Source organism: Streptomyces sp. NPDC002888, assembly GCF_042888465.1.
Lineage (GTDB): Bacteria > Actinomycetota > Actinomycetes > Streptomycetales > Streptomycetaceae > Streptomyces.
Genome location: NZ_JBIAPU010000036.1, coordinates 113,448 through 124,893 on the forward strand (window position 1 = coordinate 113,448; position 11,446 = coordinate 124,893).

9 protein-coding genes are annotated in these 11,446 nt (G+C 70.5%); 4 read left to right on the forward strand and 5 right to left on the reverse strand.

Annotated elements, in window-relative coordinates; translation table 11 throughout:
* Positions 1–87: 87 nt before the first annotated feature.
* Together ACFYWX_RS41080 and ACFYWX_RS41085 are read right to left on the reverse strand one after the other, a co-directional pair.
* Positions 88–1,278 carry a lipid-transfer protein gene (locus tag ACFYWX_RS41080; protein ID WP_389430251.1) on the reverse strand — a complete coding sequence of 397 codons (1,191 nt, stop codon included), beginning with the start codon at positions 1,276–1,278 and terminating at the stop codon, positions 88–90.
* Positions 1,275–1,700 carry a Zn-ribbon domain-containing OB-fold protein gene (locus ACFYWX_RS41085; RefSeq protein WP_389430265.1) on the reverse strand — a complete coding sequence of 142 codons (426 nt, stop codon included), beginning with the start codon at positions 1,698–1,700 and terminating at the stop codon, positions 1,275–1,277. Before ACFYWX_RS41085 ends, ACFYWX_RS41080 begins: the two co-directional genes overlap by 4 nt.
* Before the next feature lie 97 nt (positions 1,701–1,797).
* Between ACFYWX_RS41085 and ACFYWX_RS41090 the strand changes: the two genes are divergently transcribed.
* Together ACFYWX_RS41090 and ACFYWX_RS41095 are read left to right on the forward strand one after the other, a co-directional pair.
* Positions 1,798–2,607, forward strand: a complete 810-nt coding sequence (locus ACFYWX_RS41090) for a M15 family metallopeptidase (RefSeq protein WP_389430252.1) — start codon at positions 1,798–1,800, stop codon at positions 2,605–2,607.
* A 68-nt stretch (positions 2,608–2,675) separates the two neighbouring features.
* On the forward strand, positions 2,676–3,209 hold the full coding sequence (locus tag ACFYWX_RS41095) for an NUDIX domain-containing protein (RefSeq protein ID WP_389430253.1): 534 nt from the start codon (positions 2,676–2,678) through the stop codon (positions 3,207–3,209).
* Between the two features lie 2 nt (positions 3,210–3,211).
* Here ACFYWX_RS41095 and ACFYWX_RS41100 read toward each other — a convergent pair whose 3' ends face one another.
* Entirely contained in the window at positions 3,212–5,578 is a 2,367-nt protein-coding gene (locus ACFYWX_RS41100) for a TIM-barrel domain-containing protein (RefSeq protein ID WP_389430254.1), read from the reverse strand.
* Positions 5,579–5,791: 213 nt separating this feature from the next.
* On the opposite strand from ACFYWX_RS41100, the gene ACFYWX_RS41105 reads away from it, so the two are divergent.
* Entirely contained in the window at positions 5,792–7,759 is a 1,968-nt protein-coding gene (locus tag ACFYWX_RS41105) for an acetoacetate--CoA ligase (RefSeq protein WP_389430255.1), read from the forward strand.
* Positions 7,760–7,841: 82 nt separating this feature from the next.
* Positions 7,842–8,735 (forward strand): hypothetical protein, encoded by an 894-nt coding sequence (locus tag ACFYWX_RS41110; protein WP_389430256.1) that lies wholly within the window; start codon positions 7,842–7,844, stop codon positions 8,733–8,735.
* A 71-nt stretch (positions 8,736–8,806) separates the two neighbouring features.
* Here the strand turns inward: ACFYWX_RS41110 and ptsP are convergent, their stop codons facing one another.
* Complete coding sequence (ptsP, locus tag ACFYWX_RS41115) at positions 8,807–10,477, reverse strand: phosphoenolpyruvate--protein phosphotransferase (RefSeq protein WP_389430257.1); 1,671 nt, start codon at positions 10,475–10,477, stop codon at positions 8,807–8,809.
* 78 nt (positions 10,478–10,555) lie between these two features.
* On the reverse strand, positions 10,556–11,005 hold the full coding sequence (locus ACFYWX_RS41120; protein ID WP_389430258.1) for a PTS glucose transporter subunit IIA: 450 nt from the start codon (positions 11,003–11,005) through the stop codon (positions 10,556–10,558).
* Between the last annotated feature and the right edge of the window lie 441 nt (positions 11,006–11,446).

Here is an 11,446-nt window from a genome sequence, read left to right on the forward strand (position 1 = left end):
CGCCACCAGTGCGCGCCCAGGCCCAGTTCATGAGACGTTCACGCAGGATTCCGGGCCGGTCACACAGCGTATGTGCCGCTCAAGGTCTCACCGCACCGCGACCACCGCCGACCCGTGCCCGAACAGCCCCTGGTTCGCCGTGATGCCCACGCGTGCGCCCGGGACCTGCCGGTCGCCCGCGGTGCCCCTCAACTGCCAGGTCACCTCGCAGACCTGGGCGATCGCCTGCGCCGGCACCGCCTCCCCGAAGGAGGCCAGCCCACCGCTCATGTTCACGGGTATGCGCCCGCCCGGCGCCGTCGCGCCATCCCGCAGGAGCTTCGCGCCCTCGCCCTCGCCGCAGAGCCCCAGATCCTCGTACCACTGCAGTTCCAGGGCGGTGGACAGGTCGTAGACCTCGGCCAGGGACAGGTCCTCCGGCCCCAGGCCCGCGTCCTCGTAGGCCGCCCGAGCGATCGAGGCCCGGAACGTCTCGGCGGCGGGCTCCACCGCCACCGCGGAGTCCGTCGCCAGGTCCGGCAGGTCCAGCACGGTGTTGGGATACCGCGGAGTCACCGTGGACACGGCCCGGATCCGCACCGGTTCCGCGGCCCCGTGCCGACGCGCGAACTCCATGCCGGCCAGCACCAGCGCCGCGCCGCCGTCCGAGGTCGCGCAGATGTCGAGCAGGCGCAGCGGATCGGCGACCACCGCCGAGGCGGCGACCTCCTCGGCGGTGACGCGCTTGCGGTAGCGCGCGTACTTGTTCAGTGCCCCCATGGCGGCGTTCTTCACCTTGACCTGGGCGAAGTCCTCCGGCGTGTCCCCGTGGACCGCCATGCGCCGGCGCGCGTACAGCCCGAAGTACGTCGGGTTGGTCGCTCCCAGCACCCGGAAGCGCAGCCAGTCCGGATCGTCGGGCCGGTCCCCGCCCGCCGGCCGGAAGAACCCCTTGGGTGCGGCGTCCGCCCCCACCACGAGCACCACGTCGGCCAGGCCCGCCAAGATCTGTGCCCGCGCGGTGTTGATCGCCTGCGCGCCGGACGCGCACGCCGCATAGACACTCGCGACGCGAGCTCCCTGCCAGCCCAGCGCCTTCGCGAACGTCGCCCCGGCCACGTACCCGGGGTAGCCGCCGCGTACGGTGTCCGCGCCGACGACCGAGTCGACGTCCCGCCAGTCCAGGCCGGCGTCGGCGAGCGCCGCGCGGGCCGCCGCCACGCCGTACTCGACGAAACCGCGTCCCCATTTGCCCCAGGGATGCATGCCCGCGCCGAGCACCGCGACCTCTCCCGTCATGCCTCCACCCCCGTCGGCCGCCACTGCCAGGTCGTCCAGATCGTCTCCGCGTCCTCGTACAGCACGCCGGGGACGGCCTCCATCTGCATGCCCACCGTCAGATCGGCGACGGTGACTCCGGGAACCGCCTGCCCCAGCACCACGATCCGCTCGGCCTCCAGCTCCACAGCGATCAACGTGTACGGTTCCCACGGAAGTTCCGGATCGGTCACATAGGGTGACGGGGGGCGGTACCGGCTGTCCGTGTACGACCAGACGCGCCCGCGCCGCGAGAGCGGCACCTCCTCCAGACCGCCGCCCCGGCATCCGGGGTTGCGACAGTGCACCTCCTCGCGCGGGAAGAACACCGAGGCGCAGATCGAGCAGCGCGTCCCGAGGAGCCTGAAGTCGTCCTCGTCACCGCTGAACCACCCGGTGACCACGGGTTTGCGTGTCCGCAACAAGGCACCTCCTGGAAACGTAACCTGACGGAACGTCAGAAGTGTGCCACCGGACCGGGAAAATGGGCAGGCAGGAGACATGACACGACGCTCTCGTGCAGTACGCGGTGTGATCACCGTGCTCGCCGCCCTGCTCGCGGTGACCGCCGCCTCCACCACCGCCCGGGCGACGGCCGAACCCAAGGCGCCTCAGGACTTCGTGGCCCTGAGAACCGTCGACCCGACGATCCTCCAGGAGATGCGCTACTTCACCCCCCACAACTTCGTGGGGGAGCGTGTGGACGGCTACCGGCAGCCCCTCTGCATCCTCACCCGACCCGCCGCCGAAGCCCTCCACCGGGCACAGACGCGGCTGTTGCGCCAGGGCTACACCCTCAAGGTGTACGACTGCTACCGGCCGCAGCGCGCCGTGAACCACTTCGTCCGCTGGGCCGAGGACCTCGACGACCAGGCCATGAAGGCCGAGTTCTACCCGAACGTCGACAAGACCCGTCTGTTCGACGACGGCTACATCGCCGAGAAGTCCGGGCACAGCCGCGGCTCGACCATGGACCTCACCATCGTGAAACTCCCCGCCCGGCCCACCAGGCCCTACGTTCCCGGAGAACCTCAGGTGCCCTGCTACGCGCCCAAGGGCCAACGCTTTCCGGACAACTCCGTCGACATGGGCACCGGTTTCGACTGCTTCGACACCCTCGCCCACACTCTCGATCCGCGTATCCAGGGGCAGCAGCGTGCCAACCGGTTGCTACTCAAGACCACCCTGGAGGGCCTCGGCTTCGTGAACCTCGCCGAAGAGTGGTGGCACTACACCTTCAAACCCGAGCCGTATCCGGACACCTACTTCGACTTCCCCGTGTCCTGCAAGTCCCTCACCAAGGCCCACTGAGCTGCGGAAAAGCGCCATCGAGCCGCCTGAGGAAGACGCCCTCTTCGTGATCGGATACAGTCCGCCGCGTGTCCGAAACTCAGCACTCCACCCCCAACTCCGCAGTCGGCTCCCACTGTTCGAGCTGCGGCGCGCCCTACGGAGAGGGCGTCTCCGGCTGGCCCCGCGCCTGCCCGGCCTGCCACACCGTGGCCTACCGCAACCCGCTGCCCGTGGCCGTCGCACTCCAGCCCGTGTACGACACCCAGGGCACTGCCCTCGTCGTCATCACCCGAACCGTCGCTCCCGCGCGCGGGGGCATCGCCCTGCCCGGCGGCTTCGTCGACGACCGCGAGGACTGGCGGCAGGCCGTCGTCCGCGAGCTCAGGGAGGAGACGGGCATCGACGCCGCCGGCCGCGACGTGCGGCTCGTCGACGCGATGAGCTCCCCAGACGGCCACCTCCTGCTGTTCGGGCTCCTTCCGGAACGCCCCGCCGAGGGCCTTCCCACCTCGGCGGCCACCGACGAGACGGAAGGCTGGCATCTGCTGCGCAGGCCGGAGGAGCTCGCCTTCCCCCTGCACACCGTGGCCGTACGGGCGTGGTTCGAGGGCCGGTACTGAGCTCAGCGCTCCGCGAGTCCCCGTAGACGCACCGGGTGGGACGGCTCGTGCACGCCGTCCACACCCTCGCGCTCGACGACCACGCGCGCACCCTCCCAGCGGGAGACGTAACGCTCGATCTCCGGCTCGTCCCAACCGTCGCCCGCGTCCGGTACCACCAGCCCGCCCCCGGCCCGCCCGCGGGCGGGCGCCCACACCTCCAGCTCCAGCCCGCCGTCCGCACCGCGCACCGGAAGGACGGCACCCGCGCGCGCGAGCACCGGAACGCGCGACAGGGGAGCCTCGACGAAAACCTGCCCCGGCCCCTCGTACACCCTCTCCGTGGCCGTGTCGTACCACCGCCCCCGCGGCAGCTGCACCGCACGCCGGTCCGCCCCCGGGTCCAGTACCGGTGCCACCAGCAGGCAGTCACCCAGCAGAAAGGCGTCCTCGCAGTCACGCAGCACCCGGTCCTCGGGCGCGCCCCACCACAACGGGCGCACATAGGGAGCCCCCGTGCGGCGCGCCAGATGCGCCAGCGTCAGGAAGTACGGCAGCAGACGACGCCGTTCGAGCAGCGCCACGCGCGCGTGCTCGAGCACCTCGGAGCCGAACTCCCAGGGCTCCCTGCGCCCCGCCCGGATACTCGAGTGCGTGCGGAAAAGCGGCAGATACGCGGCCAACTGCAACCACCGCAGATACAGCTCCGACGACGGACTCCCGTCGAAACCGCCCACGTCCGGCCCCGAGTACGGCACCCCGCACAGGCCGAGCCCCATCACCAGCGACAGCGACGCCCTCAGCCCGGGCCAGCCCGTGGCCACATCACCCGACCAACTGCCCCCGTAGCGCTGCATGCCCGCCCACCCGGAACGCGAGAAGACGAAGGGCCGCTCCTCGGGCGCCAGCTCGCGCAGCCCCTCGTACCCCGCCCGGGCCATGCACAACGCGTACACGTTGTGCGCCTCACGATGGTCACCGTCCCGCCCCTCCAGGGCGTGCCGGGCCGAACGCGGCAGCGTCGACTCCCCGAAGGCGGCGAACGAGGTCGGTTCGTTCATGTCGTGCCAGAAGCCGGAGAACCCCTGAGCGATCCGCTCCGCGTACAGACCGCCCCACCACTGCCGCACACGCGCGTGCGTGAAGTCCGGGAAGACGGCGTCACCGGGCCACACCACCCCCCGCACCAGCCGCCCCGACGCGTCCCGCACGAACGCGTCCTCGGCCGCCCCGCCGTCGAACACGGCGTTGCCCGGCTCGGCCTTGACCGCCGGGTCGACGATCGACACCAGCCGGATCCCGTCCCGCCGCAGCTCGTCGGCCAGTACCGGCAGCTTGGGGAAGCGCTCGTGATCGACGGTGAAGACCTGATGGGCGTCGTAGTGGTCGATGTCCAGATGCACGGCGTCGAGCGGCAGACCGCGCTCCTGGTAGCCCGCGACGATCCGCCGCACCTCCTGCTCACTGCCGAAGCCCCACCGCGCGTGATGATGACCCAGCGCCCATGACGGCGGCAGCGCCGGCGCCCCGGTGAGCGACGCCCAGGCGAGCAGCACGCGCGCGGGCGTGCCGACTATGACCCAGCAGCGCAACGGACCGCCGTCCATACGCAGCTCGCAGCTCCCCGCCCGATCGTGCCCGGAACCGGCACCCTCCTCGCCCTCCCGCAGCGTCACCGTGCCGTCCCACGAGGTGTCGTGGAACACCAGATGCGTGGCGGCGTCGGCCACGACCAGCTGCACCGGCATGGTGATGTACAGCGGGTCGTCACTCCGACCGAAGGCATGACCCGGATCCGTGTTCCACAGCCGGTACGTTCCACCGCGCAACCGCGGCCCCGACGCCCGGCCCCCGAGACCGAAGAACCTGGCGTCCGCCGCGACCTCGGACCGCTGCATCCAGCGCCCGCTGCCCCCGCCGTGTGGCTCCCACCACCTCGGCGGCAGGTCGCGGCGCAGCATCACACCCCCGGGCGTGCACACCTCGACGGCGCCGTGCCGTGACACCACGACCGTCACCCGTTCGGCGACGACCCGCCAGCCGCCGTCCTTGTCCGGCTCCAGCACCGCCCGAGGATCGGGCTCGGGGCAACGGCCGGCGAGCGCGTACGACGGCTCGGGCTCGGCTCCGTCCCAGCCCCAGAAGACGGCCCCGCTCACGGTGACGGTGATCCGCAGCTCGGAACGACTGAACCGGATGACACCCCCACCAGGACCCGGCACGGCGCCCCGCACGAGCCCGGGCACCCGCGCGCGCTCACCCTTCCGCGGCGGCAGCCCGGCGGCATCGGCACGCCGCCTGCGCCACGCGGCCCGCACGGTCCGCAACCCCTGAGCCGCCCCCGCAGAAGCGACCACCTTCACCGAACGCACCAGGTCACGACCGTTCATGCTGCTCACCCTGCCATCGACCGCCCCGCGCGCGCGTGTCGTTCAACTGCCGTTCACCTATGTCGGGACCACATCTTCACGACACGGACTATGTGGGGCGCGCCCTGGTGTACAAGTCGATCACATGGCATCGTCCGTGTCAGCCGCGTCACGCGCACACCCCAGCCCGTGCGCGAGCGACGCACACGACGCGCACAGTCCGGGAGCCGCCCCATGTCGACCGTGAACCCTCAACCGCTCTGGCAGCCTGATCCGGGACGTATCGCCCGGGCCCAGGTCACCAAGTTCCAGACCTGGGCGGCCGAGCACCACGGCGCCCCCGCAGACGGCGGCTACTCGGCCCTGCACCGCTGGTCGGTCGACGAGCTGGAGACGTTCTGGACAGCCGTCACGGAATGGTTCGACGTACGGTTCTCCACCCCCTACGCGCGCGTGCTGGGCCACCGCTCGATGCCCGGCGCCCAGTGGTTCCCCGGGGCCACCCTCAACTACGCCGAACACGCCCTGCGCGCCGCCGAGACCCGCCCCGACGCGCCGGCCCTCCTGTACGTCGACGAGACCCACGAGCCCCGCCCGGTGACCTGGGCCGAACTGCGCCGCCAGGTCGGCTCCCTGGCAGCCGAACTGCGTGCCCTCGGCGTGCGTCCCGGAGACCGCGTCAGCGGCTACCTTCCGAACATCCCCGAGGCGGTCGTCGCACTCCTCGCCACGGCCGCCGTCGGCGGCGTCTGGACCTCCTGCGCCCCCGACTTCGGCGCCCGCAGCGTCCTGGACCGCTTCCAGCAGGTCGAACCCGTCGTCCTGTTCACCGTCGACGGCTACCGCTACGGCGGCAAGGAACACGACCGACGCGAGACCGTCGCCGAGCTGCGTCGCGAGCTGCCCACCCTGCGGGCCGTCGTGCACATCCCGCTCCTCGGCACCGAGGCGCCCGAGGGCGCCCTGGAATGGTCGGCCCTCACGGCCGCGGACACGGAACCCGTCTTCGAACAGGTCCCCTTCGACCACCCCCTGTGGGTGCTCTACTCCTCCGGCACCACCGGCCTCCCCAAGGCCATCGTCCAATCCCAGGGCGGCATCCTGATCGAGCACCTCAAGCAGCTCGGCCTGCACTGCGACCTGGGTCCCGAGGACCGGTTCTTCTGGTACACCTCGACCGGCTGGATGATGTGGAACTTCCTCGTCTCCGGCCTCCTCACCGGCACGACGATCGTCCTCTACGACGGCAGCCCCGGCTACCCGGACACCGGCGCCCAATGGCGGGTCGCGGAACGCACGGGAGCCACCCTCTACGGCACCTCTGCCGCGTACGTCATGGCCTGCCGCAAGGCCGACGTACACCCGTCGCGCGACTTCGACCTCTCCCGCGTCCAGTGCGTCGCCACCACCGGATCGCCCCTGCCGCCCGACGGATTCCGCTGGCTGCACGACGAGGTCCGCGACGACCTGTGGATCGCCTCCGTCAGCGGTGGCACGGACGTATGCTCCTGCTTCGCGGGGGCCGTACCGACCCTCCCGGTGTACACCGGCGAGCTCCAGGCGCCCGGGCTGGGCACGGACCTGCAGTCCTGGGACCCGAGCGGTAAGCCCCTCGTCGACGAGGTCGGAGAGCTCGTCGTCACCAACCCCATGCCGTCGATGCCGATCCACTTCTGGAACGACCCCGACGGCAGCCGCTACCACGACAGCTACTTCGACACCTACCCCGGCGCGTGGCGCCACGGCGACTGGATCACCATCACCTCCCGCGGCTCCGTCGTCATCCACGGCCGCTCCGACTCCACGCTCAACCGCCAGGGCGTGCGCATGGGATCGGCCGACATCTACGAAGCCGTCGAGCGCCTCCCGGAGATCAAGGAATCCCTCGTCATCGGCATCGAGCAGCCCGACGGCGGCTACTGGATGCCCCTCTTCGTGCACCTGGCCCCCGGCGCCGCCCTCGACGAGACCCTCCTGAACCGCGTCAAGCAGACCATCCGAGAGCAGCTCTCACCACGCCACATCCCGGACGAGATCATCGAGGTGCCCGGAATCCCCCACACTCTCACCGGCAAGCGCATCGAAGTACCGGTGAAGCGCCTCCTCCAGGGCACGCCGTTGGAGAAGGCGGTCAACCCCGGCTCCATCGACAACCTCGACCTCCTGCACTTCTACGAGGACCTCGCCCGCAAGCGCGGCTGACCGAGCGCCCCACTCGGAGCCCGTTGTCAGTGCCGCCGGTTACTGTGAGTGAGCATTGATCACTGGGCACACAGGGGGAAACATGGCGCACACCGACCACCAGACGATGCGACGCGTCCTGCGCCGCGAAATCGCCGGCACCATCGGCCTGCTCACCGACGAGCACGACTTCCGCGCCATGCGGCGCTACCGCACCTTCACCTTCGACGACCACACGACCTACCTGCAGCAGGTCGAAGCCCTCCTCAGGACCCGCGCCGCCCAGGGCAACCACACCACGGTGGCCCTTTTCGACCCACTCGAATACGCCGAGTACTGCAAGAACAAGGGCCTGGACCCCGACCTCCCCGCCAACCGCACCCGCTTCACAGCGGAACTCGCGACCACCGGCCCCAGCGTCCCCTACGAGGGCCAGTCCCTGGCCGACCTCGTCCCCGCCCTCGTCGACGAAGCCATCCGACAGGCGACATGGGAGTACGCCGCCACACTCCTGGCCCGCCTCGGCGCCTGCACCACCTGCGGCGAGGACATCGGACGCGCCGGCCTGGCCCGCGCCTCGGCCCTGCTCGCCCGCATCATCGACACCGCTCCCGCAGGCAGTCGCCACCTGGTCTGCAGCGTCTCGGGGACACCAGAAGCGCTGGTCGCCGTTCTCCATGCCGACGACGCAGCGGACGGCACCGCACAACTCGACGAGGCAGAGGCCCTCGAATTCACCACCGTGCTCGCCCTCGGCCTCGCCACCCGGAGCCCGGGCGGACTCGTCATGCGCACCAGCGCCCCGGGCACACCCGACCGCGTCTACGGCTGGCGGCTGCGCGGGGACCGCCTCGAACCCCTGACCGCAGGCGAGGTCTTCGACGCCTACTGCACCGACATCGAATCCGGAGACCTCATCTCACCGGAGTCCGACGTCGACTACTGCGTGCCGCCCGACCTCGGAGAGGAGAAGCCGCTGCCGGGGCACAGGCACTGAACACGGGAGGGGCGCCCCACCCGCAAGTGGAGCGCCCCTCACAAGAACACCGGACGGCCGGTGCGGCACCTCTACTCGCCGGACAACACCGCCTGAGCCGCGCTCCGGGCATCCTCGGCACTGTCCGCCGCCCGGGCGGCAGCCGCGGCACGCTCGCACTGAGCGAGCGTGTACTTCGCCAGCGTGGCCCGCACATAGGGAATCGACGCCGAACCCATCGAGAGCGAGGTGACACCCAGGCCGGTCAGGACACACGCGAGCAGCGGGTCGGCCGCCGCCTCACCGCACACACCACAGCTCTTGCCCTCGGCCTTCGCGGCCTCCGCGGACAGCGCCACCAGGTCGAGCAGCGCGGGCTGCCACGGATCCTGCAGTCGCGACACCGCACCCACCTGACGGTCGGCGGCGAAGGTGTACTGCGCGAGGTCGTTCGTCCCCAGCGACAGGAACTCGACTTCCTGAAGGATCGAACGCGCCCGCAGCGCGGCCGACGGTATCTCCACCATCGCGCCGAACTTCGCCCGCAGCCCCGCCGCACGGCAGGCGTCGGCGAACGCCTTGGCGTCCGTACGGTCCGCCACCATCGGGGCCATGACCTCGAGGTAGACCGGCAGGCCGTCGGCGGCCTTCGCCAGCGCCGCCAGCTGGGTGCGCAGCACCTCGGGGTGGTCCAGCAGCGTCCGCAGACCGCGTACGCCGAGCGCCGGGTTCGGCTCGTCGGCCGGGGTGAGGAAGTCGAGCGGCTTGTCCGCGCCGGCATCCAGCACACGCACGACGACGCGGCTTTCGGGGAAGGCCTCGAGCACCTTCCGATAGGCCTCGACCTGCTTCTCCTCGGACGGTGCGTTCTCGCTGTCGTCGAGGAAGAGGAATTCGGTTCGGAAGAGCCCGACACCCTCCGCCCCCGCCTCGACAGCGGCCGGGACATCCGACGGCCCGCCGACGTTGGCAAGCAGAGGCACCTTGTGACCGTCGGCCGTGGCGCCCGGCCCGGTCGACGCGGCCAGCGCGGCCTTGCGCTCCGCGGCAGCCGCCTGCAGCTGCGCCTTCTTGTCCTCGCTCGGGTTGACGAAGACCTCACCGGTGCTGCCGTCCACGGCGATCAACGTGCCCTCGGCCAGCTCTCCGGCACCGGGCAGAGCGACCACGGCAGGAACGCCGAGGGCCCGCGCCAGAATCGCGCTGTGGCTGGTGGGCCCGCCCTCCTCGGTGACGAAACCGAGCACCAGCGTCGGGTCCAGCAGGGCCGTGTCGGCCGGCGCGAGGTCCCGCGCGACCAGGACGTACGGCTCGTCGCTGTCCGGGACGCCCGGCATGGGCACCCCGAGCAGACGAGCGACGATACGATTCCGCACGTCATCGAGGTCGGCCACACGACCGGCGAGGTACTCACCGGCACTCGCCAGCAGCTCGCGGTACGCCGCGAACGCGTCGTACACGGCGCGCTCGGCCGTGCTGCCCACCGCGATACGGCGTTCCACGTCCGCCATCAACTCGGGGTCCTGGGCCATCATGGCCTGGGCCTCCAGCACCGCCTGGGCCTCGCCGCCCGCCAGATTGCCGCGCGCCATCAGGTCGGCGGCCACCGCCTCGACGGCCTTGCGGGCGCGCCCCTGTTCACGCTCCGCGTCCTCCGCCGGGATCTGCTTGGCAGGCGGTTCGAGCACCGCCGTTCCCATGTGCCGAACTTCGCCGATCGCCACACCGTGGCTCACGCCGACGCCTCGCAGCGTTGTCTCCATTTCACCCGTCTCCGATAGTGCGGCGGGTCCCGCCGCCGCGGTGGTTGTCGTACTCGCCGTCACACGACGGCACTGACGTCACTTCCAGAGGAAGAGACTGTCACCGGCCTTCACATCGCCGTCGTCGCGGAGATCGGAGAGGGAGTCGGCCGTGGCCTCCAGCGCCACGATCGGGCACACCGGGGACTTGCCGGCGGCCTCGACGGCAGCCGGGTTCCAACGCACCACGGCCTGGCCGCGGGTCACGGTGTCGCCCTTGTTCACAAGCAGCTCGAAGCCTTCGCCGTTGAGCTGCACGGTGTCGATGCCGAGGTGGGTGAGCACGCCGTGCCCGTTCGCGTCGACGACGACGAAGGCGTGCGGATGAAGAGAGACGATGACTCCGTCCACGGGGGAGACGGCCTCGGAGGGCTCGCGCACGGGATCGATCGCCGTGCCCGGGCCGACCATGGCTCCGGAGAAGACCGGATCAGGCACGGCTGCCAGTCCGATGGCGCGTCCTGCAAGTGGGGACGTCACGGTGGTCATGGGAAGCCTCCCAGGGGTGGAGATCCATATGGGCCGTCATGGGCCGTCACTGCGTGTCCCGGACGGCGCACTGATCAGCAGGGTATGTCAGGTGAAGTACCGGTTCCGCATGAGAACAACGGATTAGTGGTCTAGACCACTACCCTAATCGATTTGCACGGGCTCCGCGACTCCGTGTACAGTCGTACTCCTGCCTGAGGCTGAGCGACGTCGCCAAGCGTCCTTGCCTGGCAGCACCCAACTTGTCAGATCCTATCTCGGGGTCACCTTCTGCATGCCTGCAGGACGGTGGTCAGGGGGCCGGAAAAACACTGATAGAGTTTGGAACACCGAAGGGAAGCGCCCAGAGGAAAGCCCGAGAGGGTGAGTACAAAGGAAGCGTCCGTTCCTTGAGAACTCAACAGCGTGCCAAAAGTCAACGCCAGATATGTTGATACCCCG

Coding starts and splice junctions, on each gene's coding strand:
- ACFYWX_RS41080 (WP_389430251.1), bottom strand. CDS start 1,278: ATGACGGGAGAGGTCGCGGTGCTCGGCGCGGGCATGCATCCCTGGGGC.
- ACFYWX_RS41090 (WP_389430252.1), top strand. CDS start 1,798: ATGACACGACGCTCTCGTGCAGTACGCGGTGTGATCACCGTGCTCGCC.
- ACFYWX_RS41100 (WP_389430254.1), bottom strand. CDS start 5,578: ATGAACGGTCGTGACCTGGTGCGTTCGGTGAAGGTGGTCGCTTCTGCG.
- ACFYWX_RS41105 (WP_389430255.1), top strand. CDS start 5,792: ATGTCGACCGTGAACCCTCAACCGCTCTGGCAGCCTGATCCGGGACGT.
- ACFYWX_RS41110 (WP_389430256.1), top strand. CDS start 7,842: ATGGCGCACACCGACCACCAGACGATGCGACGCGTCCTGCGCCGCGAA.
- ptsP (WP_389430257.1), bottom strand. CDS start 10,477: ATGGAGACAACGCTGCGAGGCGTCGGCGTGAGCCACGGTGTGGCGATC.
- ACFYWX_RS41120 (WP_389430258.1), bottom strand. CDS start 11,005: ATGACCACCGTGACGTCCCCACTTGCAGGACGCGCCATCGGACTGGCA.